Annotated in this window: 12 protein-coding genes; 4 read left to right on the plus strand and 8 right to left on the minus strand. The window is 73.3% G+C overall.

Features of this window, described 5'->3' with window-relative positions:
• Positions 1 to 93 precede the first annotated feature (93 nt).
• Together ACZ1IK_RS02580 and glyA are read right to left on the minus strand one after the other, a co-directional pair.
• Positions 94 to 1,005 (minus strand): bifunctional methylenetetrahydrofolate dehydrogenase/methenyltetrahydrofolate cyclohydrolase, encoded by a 912-nt coding sequence (locus ACZ1IK_RS02580; protein WP_060974381.1) that lies wholly within the window; start codon positions 1,003 to 1,005, stop codon positions 94 to 96.
• A 7-nt stretch (positions 1,006 to 1,012) separates the two neighbouring features.
• Positions 1,013 to 2,293 (minus strand): serine hydroxymethyltransferase, encoded by a 1,281-nt coding sequence (glyA, locus tag ACZ1IK_RS02585; RefSeq protein ID WP_060974380.1) that lies wholly within the window; start codon positions 2,291 to 2,293, stop codon positions 1,013 to 1,015.
• 226 nt (positions 2,294 to 2,519) lie between these two features.
• On the opposite strand from glyA, the gene ACZ1IK_RS02590 reads away from it, so the two are divergent.
• Complete coding sequence (locus tag ACZ1IK_RS02590; protein WP_060974379.1) at positions 2,520 to 4,034, plus strand: catalase; 1,515 nt, start codon at positions 2,520 to 2,522, stop codon at positions 4,032 to 4,034.
• A 105-nt stretch (positions 4,035 to 4,139) separates the two neighbouring features.
• Here the strand turns inward: ACZ1IK_RS02590 and ACZ1IK_RS02595 are convergent, their stop codons facing one another.
• Positions 4,140 to 5,696, minus strand: coding sequence for a DNA polymerase III subunit gamma/tau domain-containing protein (locus ACZ1IK_RS02595; protein WP_465098306.1), 1,557 nt, complete (start codon positions 5,694 to 5,696; stop codon positions 4,140 to 4,142).
• A gap of 179 nt (positions 5,697 to 5,875) precedes the next feature.
• Between ACZ1IK_RS02595 and purU the strand changes: the two genes are divergently transcribed.
• Genes purU through ACZ1IK_RS02610 form a run of 3 tightly spaced genes read left to right on the plus strand, consistent with a single transcriptional unit; the run spans position 5,876 to position 8,387 of the window.
• The gene (purU, locus tag ACZ1IK_RS02600) at positions 5,876 to 6,781 is read left to right on the plus strand and encodes a formyltetrahydrofolate deformylase (protein ID WP_041102954.1); all 906 of its coding nucleotides are present in this window, start codon (positions 5,876 to 5,878) and stop codon (positions 6,779 to 6,781) included.
• 55 nt (positions 6,782 to 6,836) lie between these two features.
• Positions 6,837 to 7,358, plus strand: coding sequence for a gamma carbonic anhydrase family protein (locus ACZ1IK_RS02605; RefSeq protein WP_036314590.1), 522 nt, complete (start codon positions 6,837 to 6,839; stop codon positions 7,356 to 7,358).
• A gap of 33 nt (positions 7,359 to 7,391) precedes the next feature.
• Positions 7,392 to 8,387 carry a D-isomer specific 2-hydroxyacid dehydrogenase family protein gene (locus ACZ1IK_RS02610; protein WP_236601176.1) on the plus strand — a complete coding sequence of 332 codons (996 nt, stop codon included), beginning with the start codon at positions 7,392 to 7,394 and terminating at the stop codon, positions 8,385 to 8,387.
• A 27-nt stretch (positions 8,388 to 8,414) separates the two neighbouring features.
• On the opposite strand, the gene ACZ1IK_RS02615 is transcribed toward ACZ1IK_RS02610, so the two are convergent.
• From ACZ1IK_RS02615 to ACZ1IK_RS02635, 5 genes are all read right to left on the minus strand, one after another.
• Entirely contained in the window at positions 8,415 to 9,707 is a 1,293-nt protein-coding gene (locus tag ACZ1IK_RS02615) for an ABC transporter ATP-binding protein (protein ID WP_135039813.1), read from the minus strand.
• A 35-nt stretch (positions 9,708 to 9,742) separates the two neighbouring features.
• The gene (locus tag ACZ1IK_RS02620; RefSeq protein ID WP_080695955.1) at positions 9,743 to 10,645 is read right to left on the minus strand and encodes a carbohydrate ABC transporter permease; all 903 of its coding nucleotides are present in this window, start codon (positions 10,643 to 10,645) and stop codon (positions 9,743 to 9,745) included.
• A complete protein-coding gene (locus ACZ1IK_RS02625; protein WP_041102962.1) occupies positions 10,642 to 11,613 on the minus strand; it encodes a carbohydrate ABC transporter permease in 972 nt (323 codons plus the stop codon). Before ACZ1IK_RS02625 ends, ACZ1IK_RS02620 begins: the two co-directional genes overlap by 4 nt.
• Positions 11,610 to 12,914 carry an extracellular solute-binding protein gene (locus ACZ1IK_RS02630; protein WP_060974376.1) on the minus strand — a complete coding sequence of 435 codons (1,305 nt, stop codon included), beginning with the start codon at positions 12,912 to 12,914 and terminating at the stop codon, positions 11,610 to 11,612. Before ACZ1IK_RS02630 ends, ACZ1IK_RS02625 begins: the two co-directional genes overlap by 4 nt.
• Before the next feature lie 86 nt (positions 12,915 to 13,000).
• A partial coding sequence (locus tag ACZ1IK_RS02635; protein ID WP_465098307.1) for an ATP-dependent helicase C-terminal domain-containing protein occupies positions 13,001 to 15,355 on the minus strand: 2,355 nt, incomplete at its 5' end.

Here is a 15,355-nt window from a genome sequence, read left to right on the forward strand (position 1 = left end):
CGACAGCATAGGCGCACCACCCGCCCGGACGCGCGCCGCCCCCTCGGCGACGAACCCTGCGATTCGCAGGGTTCGTCGCGGGGCGGGGAGAGGTCAGGCTCCGGCCCGCTCCCCCGCCCAGTCCTCGCCGTCGGCGGCACGCTCGGCGGCCTCGACGACGTTCGCCAGCAGCATGACGCGGGTCATCGGCCCGACGCCGCCCGGGTTCGGCGCCATCCAGGCCGCCTTCTCCTTCACGGCCGGGTCCACGTCGCCCAGGACGCGCGACGTCCCGTCCTCCCCGGTCACGCGGGAGACGCCCACGTCCAGGACGATCACGCCCTCCTTGACCTGCTCCGGCTTCACCATGTGGGCGGAGCCGGCGGCGGCGATCACGACGTCGGCGCTCGCCAGCAGCTCGTCGAGGTTCGTGGTGCCGGTGTGGGCCAGGGTCACGGTGGCGTTGACCTCGCGGCGGGTGAACACGAGGCCGGCGGGCCGGCCGATGGTCACGCCGCGGCCGATCACGAGCACGTGCTTGCCGGCCAGCTCCACACCGTGGTGGCGCAACAGCTCGACGCAGCCGGCCGGGGTGCACGGCAGCGGCGAGTCCAGCTCGCCGCCGACCGAGGCCACGAGCCGCCCCAGGTTCATGGGGTGCAGGCCGTCCGCGTCCTTGTCCGGGTCGATGGCCTCGAGCACCTTCTGGGTGTCCACGTGCTTCGGCAGCGGCAGCTGGACGATGTAGCCCGTGCAGGCCGGGTCCTCGTTCAGCTCGCGCACGACGTCGAGGATCTGCTCCTCCGTCGCGTCCGCGGGCAGCTCACGCTGGATGGACTCGATGCCCACCTCGGCGCAGTCGCGGTGCTTGCCCGCCACGTACTTCTGCGAGCCGGCGTCCTCACCCACGAGCAGGGTGCCGAGGCCGGGGGTGCGCCCACGCTCGGCGAGGGCGGCCACGCGGCCGCGCAGCTCCTCCTTGATCGCGGCGGCGGTGGCCTTGCCGTCCAGGACCTTCGCGGTCATCGGCGGCTCACCAGCCCTCGAGGCCGTCGTACAGCGGGAAGTCCTCGGTGAGCTTCACGACGCGGGCGCGCAGCGCCTCCACGTCCGGGCTCGGCTTCAGCGCCTCGGCGATGACGTCGGACACCTCGCGGAACTCGGCCTCGCCGAAGCCGCGGGAGGCCAGCGCGGGGGTGCCGATGCGCAGGCCGGAGGTGGTCATCGGCGGACGCGGGTCCCACGGCACCGAGTTGCGGTTCACCGTGATGCCGACCTCGTGCAGGATGTCCTCGCCCTGCCTGCCGTCCAGCTGGGACTCGCGCAGGTCCACCAGGACCAGGTGCACGTCCGTGCCGCCGGTGAGCACCGAGATGCCGTGCTCGGCCATGTCCGGGGCGGTCAGGCGCTCGGCCAGGATCTGCGCGCCGGCCAGGGTGCGCTCCTGCTTCTCCTTGAAGTCCTCGGAGCCGGCGATCTTGAAGGCCACGGCCTTGCCCGCGATCGCGTGCATCAGCGGGCCGCCCTGCTGGCCCGGGAACACGGCGGAGTCGATCTTCTTCTTCAGCTCCTCGGTGGAGAGGATGAAGCCCGAACGGGGGCCGGCGAGGGTCTTGTGCACGGTGGAGGAGACGACGTCGGCGTGCGGCACCGGGTTCGGGTGCAGGCCGGCGGCCACGAGGCCGGCGAAGTGGGCCATGTCCACCCAGAGCCTGGCGCCGACCTCGTCCGCGATCGAGCGGAAGGCGGCGAAGTCGAGCTGACGGGGGTAGGCGGACCAGCCGGCCACGATCACCTTCGGCCGGGCCTCGAGGGCCTTCTCGCGCACCTTGTCCATGTCGATGCGGTGGGTGTCCGGCTCCACCTCGTACGCGGCGATGCTGTAGTTCTTGCCGGAGAAGTTCAGCTTCATGCCGTGCGTCAGGTGGCCGCCGTGCGCCAGGGACAGGCCCATCATCGTGTCCCCGTGGTCCAGCAGCGAGGTCATCACGGCCACGTTGGCCTGAGCGCCGGCGTGCGGCTGGACGTTGGCGTGCTCGGCGCCGAACAGGTCCTTGGCGCGCTGGATGGCCAGGTTCTCGGCCACGTCCACGAATTCGCAGCCGCCGTAGTAGCGGCGGCCCGGGTAGCCCTCCGCGTACTTGTTGGTCAGCACCGAGCCCTGCGTCTCGAGGATGGCGCGCGGCACGAAGTTCTCCGAGGCGATCATCTCGAGCGTGCCCCGCTGGCGGCCGAGCTCGTCCGCGAGCGCCGCGGCGATCTCCGGGTCCACCTCGGCGAGGGGCTGGGTGTTGATGTCGGGCGTCTGCGTCACGGGGGTTCCCTTCGAACGGGGGTCTGTGCGGCCGGAAGGCTCCGGTGCCCTCCATCCTAGTGACCGGGCGCCGTCGTCGGGTCTGCACGACGGCGGCCGCGGCCCCGGCCGCCACCCTCGGCGCGCGGTTCTTTTGACTGATTCAGAAATATGCCAAGATCGGGGATGACGCCGCCCACCGCGCCGATCGGTGCGCGGCCGACGTCGATCGACGAAGGAGAGTTCCATGACGGAGTACCAGAAGACGACCCCGCACGCGACCGGTTCGACCCGCCAGAACGGCGCCCCGGCCGTCAGCGACCGCCAGTCCCTGACCGTGGGCAGCGAGGGGCCCATCGTCCTGCACGACACCCACCTGCTGGAGACCCACCAGCACTTCAACCGCATGAACATCCCGGAGCGCCGCCCGCACGCCAAGGGCTCGGGCGCGTTCGGCGAGTTCGAGGTGACCGAGGATGTGTCGAAGTACACCAAGGCCCTCGTGTTCCAGCCCGGCACGAAGACCGAGACCCTCCTGCGCTTCTCCACCGTGGCCGGCGAGCTCGGCTCCCCGGACACCTGGCGCGACGTGCGCGGCTTCGCGCTGCGCTTCTACAGCGAGGAGGGCAACTACGACATCGTCGGCAACAACACCCCGGTCTTCTTCCTGCGCGACCCGATGAAGTTCACCCACTTCATCCGCTCGCAGAAGCGTCTGCCGGACTCCGGCCTGCGCGATGCCACCATGCAGTGGGACTTCTGGACCAACAACCCCGAGTCGGCGCACCAGGTGACCTACCTGATGGGCCCGCGCGGCCTGCCCCGCACCTGGCGTGAGATGAACGGCTACGGCTCCCACACCTACCTGTGGGTCAACGCCCAGGGCGAGAAGCACTGGGTGAAGTACCACTTCATCTCCCAGCAGGGCGTGCACGGCCTCTCGAACGACGAGGCCACCAAGATCGCCGGCGAGAACGCCGACTTCCACCGCCAGGACCTGTTCGAGTCCATCGCCAAGGGCGACCACCCCAAGTGGGACCTCTACATCCAGGCGATCCCCTACGAGGAGGGCAAGACCTACCGGTTCAACCCCTTCGACCTGACGAAGACGATCTCCAAGAAGGACTACCCGCGCATCAAGGTCGGCACGCTGACCCTGAACCGCAACCCGGAGAACCACTTCGCGCAGATCGAGTCCGCCGCGTTCAGCCCGAGCAACACCGTGCCGGGCATCGGCCTCTCCCCGGACCGCATGCTCCTGGGCCGCGCCTTCGCGTACCACGACGCCCAGCTGTACCGCGTGGGCGCCCACGTGAACCAGCTGCCGGTGAACCGTCCCAAGAACGCGGTGCACAACTACGCCTTCGACGGCCAGATGTGGTACGACCACACCGGCGACCGCTCCACCTACGCGCCGAACTCCAACGGCGACTCCTGGTCGGACGAGACCGGCCCGGTGGACGACGGCTGGGAGGCCGACGGCACCCTGACCCGCGAGGCCCAGGCCCTGCGCGCGGACGACGACGACTTCGGTCAGGCCGGCACCCTCGTCCGCGAGGTCTTCTCGGCCCAGGAGCGCGAGGACTTCGTGGAGACCGTGGCCGGCGCGCTGAAGGGCGTCCGCCAGGACGTCCAGGCCCGCGCCTTCGAGTACTGGAAGAACGTGGACGCCACGATCGGCCAGCGCATCGAGGACGAGGTCAAGCGCCACGAGGGCGACGGCATCCCGGGCGTCGAGGCCGGCGGCGAGGCCCGCATCTGACGGCTCCTTCCCCCGGCGGGCGCCCGCGCGGGCTCCGCTGAACGCGCGGCGGCCGCTCCCTCACACGAGGGGGCGGCCGCCGTCGTCGTGGGGCGGTTGTGCCGGTCAACGCTTGCCCCAGCGGCGCTCCTGCGCCTGGGACAGCTTGTCCTTGACCACCTTCACGACCGTGTCCTTGGCGGGCACGGCCACGTTGTCCCGCAGCGGGACGGCGACCTTGTCACGCACGGTCTCGAACGCGGAGGCCGCCACGGCGCCGACCTGGGCCAGCTTCGACTCACCCTCGGCGTCCGAGGCTCGGGTCTCGTCGCGGTCCGCCCGCAGGTCCGGGAGGGCGGCGCCCTCGGTGTCGTCCTCGGCGGGCTCCTCATCCGTGGGGGCGGAGGAGGTGGAGGTGTCCGGGGCCACGGTCGTGGGCGTCGACGACGTCGGCGCGCCGGTCCCGGCGGCTGCCGCCGACTGCGCGGCGCGGGCCTCGCGGCGGGTCGCCGGAGTGGCGTCCTCCGCACGGCCGGACGAGGCCGCGGTCGGATCCAGCTCCGGGGCGCCGCCCAGGGGCGTGGCCGGCGTGGTGCCGGCGTGGGTCTCCGGGGCCTCGGCCCGTCGGGTGGCCGGGGTGGCCTCGAGGGACGGGCGCTCGGCCGCGGCCTCGAGGGACGGGCGCTCAGCCGCGGGCTCGACCGCCGCCGGCTGCGCGACGTCCGCGCCGTGGTCATCGGTGCGCGCCGGCTCGCGGTCCGCCTCCGCCACGCGACCGGGCACCCTGGGCGTGCCGTCGATGCGCAGGGACCCGGCGGCCGAGCGCTCCGCCCCGTCGGCGCCGTTCTGCTGGGCCTGGTACGACTCGGTGGCCACGACGGTGACCGAGCCGTGCGCGGTGGTGGCGACCGTGTGCGTCTCGAGGTGCTCGCCCTGAGGGACGGGGATCGCGTCCGTGGCGAACTCCTTGGTGGGGGTGTGCTCGGTGGCGACCTCGGCGGCGGGGACGGTCCCGTGCACGTGCTCGGGAGCCGGGGTGAGGTGGCTTCTGTGCTGCGGAGCCTCGGCGGCCGGTGCCGCCGGGGCGGGGGTCTCGGTCACCGGAGACGGGGAGGCCGGGGTCGCCGGGACGTCGGCCGCGGGCGTCTGCTCGTCCAGGGTGACGCCGGAGCCGCCGGCCACACCGGCCGCGCCCAGGCCCACGGTGTCCGTCTCGCGCGCCGTGCTCGGCGCCGCCGCGGCGGGGCGCAGAGTGCCCCGGGTGGCCGGAACCGCGGCATCGCGACGGTGGGTCTCAGCGGCGGCCTCGGTGCTCGGGGCGTCGTGCTGGTCCACGGTCACCCCCGCCCCGCCGGCCACGCCGGCGACGGACTCGTCGGTCTCGCGGTCCGCCGCGGCGGTGTCGAACGCAGCCATACCCCCGGCGGGCTTCACCGCGGCTGCGGGGCGCGCGTCCTTCTCTGCCACCACCTCGTCCAGGCGGGAGAGGCGGGTCGGGGCCGCGGGGGCGGCCGCCTGCTCACCCGCGGTGTCCGCGGTGACACCCCGACGCTCGAGCCGGGTCTCGGCGGCCTCGGCCTCGGCCTCGCGACGACGGCGGGAGGCGATCACCGAGAGGATGATCAGGATCAGCAGCACGACGATGATCGCCGCGATGATCCAGTAGAGGGTGGACTGTGGCATGGGGGTGCTCCTCGGTCGTCTGGGGCGACCGGCCGGGCCGGGCGCCGCGTCGTGCTTCCCGCGCCGCCGCGCGGCGGGGAACCTGGTCTTGAGAATGACACGGGGCCCGGCCCCCCGACCAGGGATCAGCCCCGTCATCCCGCGGTTCCGCGCGGCCGGCACCGCCTACCATCGACGCCATGGACACGGCAGCCCTCTCACCCAGCCCCTCCCCCGCCTCCGGCGCGGAGCACGCCCACGTGCTCACGCTGGCCTGCACGAACCGCAAGGGCATCGTGCACGCCGTGACGGGCGCCCTGCTGGGCGTGGAGGCGGACATCACCGAGTCGCAGCAGTACGGCTCCCCGGACACCGGCGACTTCTTCATGCGCGTGGAGTTCGTGACCCCGGCCACGCGGGAGGACATCGAGCAGGCGCTCGCGCCGGTGCGCGAGGAGTTCGGCATGCGCATGGGCCTGTGGGACGCGGCGCAGCGCATGCGCACCCTCGTGATGTGCTCCAAGGACGGGCACACCCTCAACGACCTGCTCTTCCAGCAGCGCGCCGGCACCCTGCCCATCGAGATCCCCGTGGTGGTCTCGAACCACCTGGACCTGCAGCCGCTCGCCTCCTTCTACGGCGTGCCCTTCATCCACGTGCCCGTCTCGAAGGACCCCTCGAGCCGGGACTCCAAGGAGGCCGCGGAGGACCGGCTGCGCGATCTGATCGCCCAGTTCGACATCGAGCTGGTGGTCCTGGCCCGCTACATGCAGATCCTCTCGGACGAGCTGTGCCGGGACCTGGCCGGGATGGCCATCAACATCCACCACTCGTTCCTGCCCTCCTTCAAGGGCGCCCGCCCCTACCACCAGGCGCACGAACGCGGCGTGAAGCTCATCGGCGCCACCGCCCACTACGTGACCGCCGACCTGGACGAGGGCCCGATCATCGCGCAGTCCGTGCAGCCGGTGACCCACGCCCAGACCGCCGCCGACTTCGTGGCCCGCGGCCGCGACGTCGAGGGCTCCACGCTCGCGCAGGCCGTGCGCTGGCACGCCCAGCACCGCGTCCTCGCGGACGGCCGGCGGACCGTCGTCTTCAGCTGAGCCCGGGACGACGGCGCCACGCGGCGCCGTCGTCCTGCCCGCCTAGGCTGGTGGCATGGCCCACATCATCACCGTCGCGGGTGCCACCCCGCGCATCCACGAGTCCGTCTTCCTCGCCCCGACCGCCGCGATCACCGGCGACGTCGAGATGGCCGAGCGCTCCTCGGCCTTCTACGGCGTCTCCGCCCGCGGTGACTCCGCCCCCATCCGCGTCGGGGCGGGCACCAACCTGCAGGACAACGTGGTGCTGCACGCGGACGAGGGCTTCCCGTGCACCCTGGGCGCCGGTGTCTCCGTGGGCCACTCCGCCGTGGTGCACGGGGCCACCGTGGAGGACGACTGCCTGATCGGCATGTCCGCCACGGTGATGAACGGCGCGGTCATCGGCGCCGGTTCGCTCGTGGCCGCCGGCGCCCTGGTGCTCGAGGGGACGCAGGTCCCGGCCGGCTCGCTCGTGGCGGGCGTCCCCGCGAAGGTCCGCCGCCCCCTCACGGACGAGGAGCGGGAGGGCCTCAAGAAGAACGCGGCCACCTACCTGCGGCTGTCCGCCGCGCACCGGGACGCCGTCGCCGGCTGAAGCGGGCCCGGAGGATGTGGGACGGTGGGCACCATGCCCACCACTTCCGCTCTCCCCCGCACCCGACCCGACGACGTCCCCGAGCGCCTGCTCGTCCTCCCCGCGGCGCAGGACGTCGCCGGCACCCCCTACGCCCACGCCCGTCGGCTGGCCGAGCAGGCCGTGGCCGACGTCGGCGGTGCCGCCGTGGCCGAGGGCGACACCTCCGCCACGGCCCTGCTGATGGTCCGCCCGATCCCGGTCGACACGCTCGCCGCGGCCCTGGCCGCCCACCCCCACGTGAGCTGGGTGCAGCTCCCGTTCGCCGGGATCGAGCCGTTCGTCCCCCTCGTGCGCAGCCGCCCGGACATCGTGTGGACGTCCGCCAAGGGCACGTACGCGCCGCCGGTGGCCGAGCACGCGCTGCTGCTCACCCTGGCCCTGCTGCGGGACCTGCCCGCGCGCGTCCGCGCCACCACGTGGGGCCCCTCCTCCGGCCGCACCCTGAACGGCCTGAACGCCGTGGTCGTGGGCGGCGGCGGGATCGCACAGGAGTACATCCGCCTGCTCAAGACCTGGGACGTGCGCGTCACCGCGGTCCGCCGACGCGCGGGCGACGTGCCCGGCGCGGACCGCACCGTCACGACCGACTCCCTCGACGAGGTCCTGCCCGGCGCGCAGGTCGTGATGATCGCCGCGGCGGCCACCGAGGAGACCCGCGGCATGGTCGACGCCGACCGCCTCGCCCTCCTGGACGAGGACGCCGTGCTCGTGAACGTCGCCCGCGGGGCGCTGGTGGACACGGACGCCGTCGTCCAGGCCCTCGCGGCGGGTCGGCTGCACGGCTACGGCACGGACGTCACCGACCCCGAGCCGCTCCCGGAGGGCCACCCGCTCTGGACCGAGGAACGGGCCCTCATCACGCCGCACACGGCGGACACCCCGGAGATGTGCGTCCCGCTGCTCCACGCGCGGGTCGAGCGGAACCTGCGGGCCCGCGCGGCCGGGACGGAGCTGGAGGGCCTGGTGGACGCCGAGGGCGGGTACTGACCCGCCCCCGGCGTCCCCGGCGCCGGCTCAGCGGCGCGGCGCGTCCGCCTCGTGCTCGGCGGCGTCACGCTCGGCCGCCATCTCGATCTGGCGGCGGCGCTCCTCGGCGGCCCGGCGGGTCAGCTCGGCGCCGACCTCGGGGTCGCGGGTGAGGTTCTCACCGGTGGTCGGGTCGAACAGGTGCACCCGCGTGGTGTCCACCCACAGGCGGGTCGGCGTGCCCGGCCGGGCGCGGGACTCGCCGGAGAGGGTGGCCACGACGACGGGGCGCAGCTCGTCCGCGTCCAGGTCCTTGGCCAGCGCGGAGAGCATCTCGGCCACGGCCGGGTCCGGATCGAACTCGATGTAGCCGTACTGCTCGTGGCCCAGCCACTCCAGGTGCGTGAGCGTCGCGTCGAAGGTGGAGCCCTGGCCGCGGCGGCTGTCCTCCACCAGCTCGGCGTCCTCGAAGAACTCCGGCCGCAGGCCGAGGAACACGATGTCCCGCCCCTCGGCGGCGCGGGCCTTCTCGGGCGGCACCGGGATGTCACCGATCGGCGAGGACAGCACGTGGCCGCCCTCCTTCTGCCTCAGCGAGGCGGGCAGGAAGTTCATCGACGGCGAGCCGATGAAGCCGGCCACGAACAGGTTGAGCGGCTGCTCGTAGAGCTCGCGCGGGCTGGCCACCTGCTGCAGCTCGCCCTTCTTGAGCACGGCCACCCGGTCGCCCAGGGTCATGGCCTCGGTCTGGTCGTGCGTCACGTAGACGGAGGTGGTGGCCAGGCGGCGCTGCAGCTGCGAGATCTCCGCGCGCATCTGCCCGCGCAGCTTGGCGTCCAGGTTGGACAGCGGCTCGTCGAAGAGGAACGCGTCCGCCTCGCGCACGATCGCCCGGCCCATGGCCACGCGCTGACGCTGGCCGCCGGAGAGGTTGCCGGGCTTGCGCTCGAGGTGGTCCTCGAGCTCGAGCACGCGGGCGGCGTCGCGCACCTTGCGGTCGATCTCCTCCTCGGAGGGCTTGTTGTCCTTGATCAGCCGCAGCGGGAAGGCGATGTTCTCGTACACCGTCAGGTGCGGGTACAGCGCGTAGTTCTGGAACACCATCGCGAGGTTGCGGTCCTTGGGGGCCGCCTCGTTCACGCGGCGGCCGTCGATCAGCATCTCGCCGTCGGTGATGTCCTCGAGGCCCACGATCATGCGCAGCAGCGTGGACTTGCCGGAGCCGGAGGGGCCCACGAGGATGACGAACTCGCCGTCCTCGATCTCCAGGTTCACGTCCTTGATGGCGTGGAAGCCGTCGTCGTAGGTCTTGTCGATGTGGTTCAGGGTGATGGAGGCCATCGGGGGGTCCTTTCAGGAGGTCTCGTGTGCGGGCCTCAGCCCTTCACCGCGCCGTTGGTCAGGCCGGCCACGATCTGACGCTGGAACGCCAGCACCAGGATCACGATCGGGATGGTCACGATGATCGCGGCCGCCGAGATGGCCCCGGTCGGCGACTCGAACTGCGAGGCGCCGGTGAAGAAGGCCAGGGCGGCGGGCACGGTGCGCGCGGTCTCGGTGGAGGTCAGGGAGATGCCGAACACGAAGTCGTTCCAGGCGATGAAGAAGGCGATGATCGCCGTCGTGAAGACGCCGGGGGCGGCCAGCGGGACGATCACCTTGCGGAACGCCTCGAGCGGGGTGGCGCCGTCCACCTGCGCGGCCTGGTCGAGCTCCCACGGGATCTGGCGGAAGAACGCGGCCAGGGTCCAGATGGAGATCGGCAGGGTCAGGGACAGGTAGGGGATGATCAGGCCGACCCACGTGTCGTACAGCCCGAGGGTGCGCCACATGTTGAACAGCGGCGTCACCAGGGAGATGACGGGGAACATCGAGACCATCAGGGACACCGTGAGCACGATCCGCTTGCCCGGGAAGTCCAGGCGGGCGATCGCGTAGGCGCACAGCGTGGCCAGGATGACGGCGATGATCGTGGCGATCACGGTGATGCCGATCGAGTTGCGCAGCGCCGTGAGGAACAGCTCGCGCGAGCCGCCCACGAAGATCTCCTCGTAGTTCACCGTGGACCACTGGGTGGGCAGCAGCTTGCCGTTGGCGAGGTCGGCGGGCGTCTTGAAGCTGGTCGCGAAGATCGAGAACAGCGGGAAGAGGCACCACACGCCGATCACGACGGTGAGGATCCACCACAGTGCGGTGGCCTTCCCGGTGCCGCGACGGTGGGGCGCGCGGCCCTCAGGCGCGCGGCCCTCGGGGGCGGGAGCGGATGCGGCGGTGCTCACTTGGAACCTCCTCGGTCGGCCAGGTCCACCTTGAAGCCCTTGACGGCGATGACCGCCATGAGGGCCACGCACAGGAACAGGATCACGGAGACCGCCGAACCCATGCCGATCTCGAGCCGGCCGATGGACGTGCGGTAGGCCAGCAGCGAGAGGACCTCGGTGCCGTAGGCGCCGTTGGTCATGATGTAGATGGAGTCGAAGATGCGGAACGCGTCCATCGCGCGGAACAGGACGGCCACCATGATCGAGGCCTTCATGTTCGGCAGGATGACCAGCTTCATCCGCTGCCACCACGAGGCGCCGTCGACGGAGGCGGCCTCGGTGAGGTCGCCCGGCACCTGGGCCAGGCCGGCCAGCAGGAGCAGGGAGATGAACGGGGTGGTCTTCCAGATCTCGGAGAGCATGATCACGAACAGCGCGGTGCTGCCCTGCGCGAACCAGTTCAGGTCCGCGTCGACGCCCGGCAGCCACTCGAACCAGGCGTTGATGTAGCCCGAGTCGATCGAGAACATGTAGAACCACGCGAACGCGGAGACCACGGTGATGATGCCGTACGGCACCAGGATGATCGTGCGGATCAGGCCGCGGGTCTGCTTGATGGCGTGGTGCATGGCCAGGGCCAGCAGGAAGCCGAGGATGAGCTCGACCACCACGGTCACCACGGTGATCAGCAGGGTCACCCCGAGGCCCTTCCAGAACACGGGGTCCGTGAGGATCACGCCGTAGTTGCCCAGGCCCACGAACTCGCGGTCGCCCGGCGCGGTGAGCCGGTACTTGAACAGCGAGTCGTAGAGGGCCTGCAGGATCGGGTACAGGACCACGAACAGCATCACGAAGAACGCGGGGCCGGCCAGGAGCCAGCCGAGACGCGCCTCGGACTTCGCGCGCTGGGACTTCACCCGGCGGGGGCGACGACCCTCGGCGGCGCGCGGGGTGGATGCGGCGGGTGCGGTGTCGACGTGGCTCACAGCAGACGCTCCCCTCTCAGGACTTCCTGGATGAAGTCGTCGGTCTCGGCCGGGGTGGACTCGGAGACGCCCGACGGCGGCGCGTAGCGCTGCTGGATCGCGGTGGAGACCTCGTTGTAGTACGGGGTCTGCGGCCGCGGGGCGCCGAGTTCGAGGGACTCCCGGATGGTGTCCGCCATGGGGTACTTCTCGGCGACCTCGGGGGCGTCGTAGGCCGCCGGGTCGGCGGGCGGGTTGCCGTTCTCGACGAAGTACTGGCTCTGGTGCTCGGTGGTGGTGATGCAGGAGATCGCGTCCCAGGCGAGGTCCTGGTGCTCGGACTTCGCGCCCACCCCCAGGTTGATGCCGCCCACGGGCGGCGCGGCGTCCTTGCCCTCGACGGTGCGGGGGTAGACGGCCCAGCCGATGTCCTCGGGCAGGTCCTCCGGCAGCGAGCCCTCCTCCACGGAGCCGAGGGTGGCCGGCCAGACGAACGGCCAGTTGACCATGAACGAGCCGTTCTTGCCCTGGAAGAGCAGCATGGAGGCGTTCTCGTCCTGCGTCGGCAGGCCGGCGCTGCCGAGACCCTCCTTGCCGATCGTGGAGATGATCCGGGCGGCCGTGCGGCCGGCCTCGGAGTCGAGGTTCGTGGTGACCTCGTCCGTGGGCGCCTCGGCGTTGGGGACGATCTGCTCCCCGCCGCCCTCGATGAGCGCGTTGAGCCACACGGTCATGGACTCCGCACGGGCGCCCTGGACGGCCAGGTCCTTGTCCTGGCTGCGGGCGGCCTCGATCAGCTGGTCCCACGTGACGGGCTGGGACATGTCCAACCCCGCGGCCTCGGCGACCGACTTGCGGTACCAGAGCAGCTGCGTGTTGGCCCAGAACGGGACCGTGACGAGCTCGTCCTTCCAGCTGGCGGCCGCGAGCGCGCCCTCCAGGGCGTTGTCCTTCGCGTAGGCCTGCATCTCCTCCGGCACGGGGGCCAGGAAGCCGGGCTCGGCGAGCTCGGGGACGAACGGCGGGTCGAGGGACATGATGTCCATCGACGTGTCGCCCGCGGCGAGGCGGCGGGTCAGCTGCTCGCGCTGGGAGGCGGCGTCCGTCGGAAGCATGGACGTCTCGACTCTGTACCGGCCGTTCGCGGCGTCGGTGCACTGGGCGGCGATCTTCGCCTGCCCGCCGTCGTCGGGGTTGGTGTACCAGGTCAGGGTGGGCGTCTGCTCGGCCGGAGCACACCCGGCCAGGATCAGCGCGCCCGCGGCGACGGCGCCGGCCAGCGTGGCCCGGCGCCGTTGACGTGCCCGCGTGTCGTGTCTCACAAGTGGAACCTCAATCGATGCGAGTCGGATGTGACGGCCATCATCACGCATCACAGCGATTCCTGCACGTTTCGCGGACCCCTTTCTCAGCGGGCGCGGCGGTTCGTCCGGGCGGTCGGCTCCGCGGCGGCGGGATCCTCGGGCCACGGGTGCTTGGGGTAGCGCCCCCGGTTCTCAGCGCGGACCTGCGCGTAGGGGCCGGCCCAGAAGGAGGGCAGGTCGGCGGTCACGGCGAGCGGGCGACCTGCCGGGGAGAGCAGGTGCAGGACCACCGGCTCACGACCGTCCGCGACAGCGGGGGTGACACGCGCCCCGAAGAACTCCTGCAGCTTGGCGGCGACCACGGGCGGGGTGTCCTCGTGGACGGCCGGATAGTCCACGACGACGGCGCGCCCGCTCGGCACGGGCAGGCGCTCGGGGGCGAGCTCGTCCAGCCGGCCCGCCTCCGGCCAGGGCAGGGCGCCGCGCAGCAGCGCCTCGGCGTCCAGGCGTGCGAGGGACCGCCCCGCGGCCAGGTCGGCCGCAAGCCCGTCGACCAGCGCGTCCAGGCCGGGCAGCGCCGCGTCCGAGAGGTCCGGCCACGGGGCGCCGAGGACGCGGTGGAGCAGGTGCACCCGGCGGCGCAGGCGTTCGGTCCGACCGCTCGGGTCGAACCGGGCGAGGCCGTCGGCGGCGAGTGCGGCGCGCACGGCCTGCGCGGCGGCGTCGGGGGCGACGGGGGCCGGCGTCTCCGCCAGCACGAGCGCGCCCAGCCGGTCCACGCGGCGGCCGGTGAGCCGGTCCCCGCGCCAGTCGGCGGTGTCCTCGGTGCGCCGCAGGCCCGCGCCGGCGAGCTCGGCGAGCGTCCGGTCGATCGGCGCGGTCGCGCGGATCGCGGCACCCGTGCCGGCCGCGTCCCCGGCCACACGGGCGACCTCGGCCACGGCCAGCCACTCCTGCCCCGCCAGGCCGCCGCCGGCGGCGTCGCGGGGCAGGGCCGCGCGGGTGCCGGAGGTGAGCAGGTACGCGCCCGCCTCCCCCGCGCGTCGGGCGATCCACGCGGGGAAGGCCAGGGCGGCCACGAGGCCGGCGGGGTGGCGCCGCGCGGTCGCCGTCGCCTCGGGCCCGGGCTCGCCCGGGGCGTGGTGTGCGTGCCGACGGGCGAGTCGTTCCAGTCGGTCCGCCTCCCGGCGCCAGCGCCCGGCCTCCGGGTGCCGGCCGTCCCGCACGGCCGCGACCAGCGCCTCGAGGTCGGCCCCGGGGGCGCGCAGGTCCAGGGCGAGGGCCGCCGTCGCCTCGGCCGCGGGGCGGGGCCCCGTCCACGGTGCCGCGCGCAGGAGGGCGTGGCCGAGGGGCGGGTCCAGGGGCAGCTCGGCCAGGACGGCGCCGTGCGGGGTGACGCGCCCGTCCGCGTCCACCGCGTCGAGGGAGGCGAGCGTGCGCTCGGCGGCGGCCATCGCGTCGGCCGGCGGGTCCTCGGGCAGGGTCAACCCGTGGCCGCCCGGGGCGCCCCACGCCGCGAACGCCAGGGCCACCGGCGCGAGGTCGACGACGGCGAGGGCCGGCGTCGGGGCTGCGGGCGCGGTGCCCAGGGCCGCGGCGGTGTGGCAGCGGACCACCGTGCCGGGGCCGAGGCGGGCGGCGCGGCCCGCACGCTGGCCGGCGGCGGCACGCGAGGCCTGGACGGTGACGAGCCCGGCCATGCCGCGCCCCCGGTCCCGGCGCGGCTCGCGGGCCAGGCCCGCGTCGATGACGAGGCGCACCCCCGGCACGGTCAGCGAGGACTCGGCGACCGCCGTCGCGACGACGACGCGCGGCACGGTGGGGTCGGCGCGGCCGGCGAGCGCGGCGTCCTGGTCGGCGGGCTCCTGGCGGCCGTGCAGGACGCGGACCTCGGTGTCCGGGGCGAGCGCGGCGACGCGCCCCGCGACCGCCTCGACCTCGGCCACGCCGGGCAGGAAGACGAGGGCGTCCACGGTCGGGTCGGCGTCGAGCGCCGCGGCGTGGGCGCGCGCGGCCGTGGCCGCGACGTGGTCGAGGAAGGCCCGGTCCACGCGGCCCCCGGCGGTGAGACGGTGGCCGCGGAAGGGGACGTGCTCCTCGCGCAGCGGGTGCAGCACGGCCGGGGTGGAGGCCACGGGCAGGGGCGCCTCCTCCCCCATGCCGCGGGCCCAGCGGGTGGCCAGAGCCGCCGCGTCCACGGTGGCGGACATGGCCACGAGCGCGAGCTCGGGACGCAGCTGCCGCAGGTCGGCGAGGAGCGCGAAGAGCACGTCTGTGTCCAGGTCCCGCTCGTGGACCTCGTCCAGGACCACCGCGTCCACGCCGTCGAGCCCGGGGTCGGCCAGGAGGCGGCGCAGCAGCAGGCCCGGGGTCACGAACTCGACGGCCGAGGCCCCGCCGCCGGCCGCATCACCCCGCACCGCGTAGCCGACGGCGGCGTCCGCGAGCCGAGCCCGCGC

The organism is Micrococcus sp. CS26 (assembly GCF_055522295.1).

Bases quoted from the DNA above. Each gene is read 5' to 3' on its own strand.
- ACZ1IK_RS02595 (WP_465098306.1), bottom strand. From the start codon at position 5,696: ATGCCACAGTCCACCCTCTACTGGATCATCGCGGCGATCATCGTCGTG.
- ACZ1IK_RS02615 (WP_135039813.1), bottom strand. From the start codon at position 9,707: ATGGCCTCCATCACCCTGAACCACATCGACAAGACCTACGACGACGGC.
- ACZ1IK_RS02580 (WP_060974381.1), bottom strand. From the start codon at position 1,005: ATGACCGCGAAGGTCCTGGACGGCAAGGCCACCGCCGCCGCGATCAAG.
- ACZ1IK_RS02610 (WP_236601176.1), top strand. From the start codon at position 7,392: ATGCCCACCACTTCCGCTCTCCCCCGCACCCGACCCGACGACGTCCCC.
- ACZ1IK_RS02605 (WP_036314590.1), top strand. From the start codon at position 6,837: ATGGCCCACATCATCACCGTCGCGGGTGCCACCCCGCGCATCCACGAG.
- ACZ1IK_RS02590 (WP_060974379.1), top strand. From the start codon at position 2,520: ATGACGGAGTACCAGAAGACGACCCCGCACGCGACCGGTTCGACCCGC.
- purU (WP_041102954.1), top strand. From the start codon at position 5,876: ATGGACACGGCAGCCCTCTCACCCAGCCCCTCCCCCGCCTCCGGCGCG.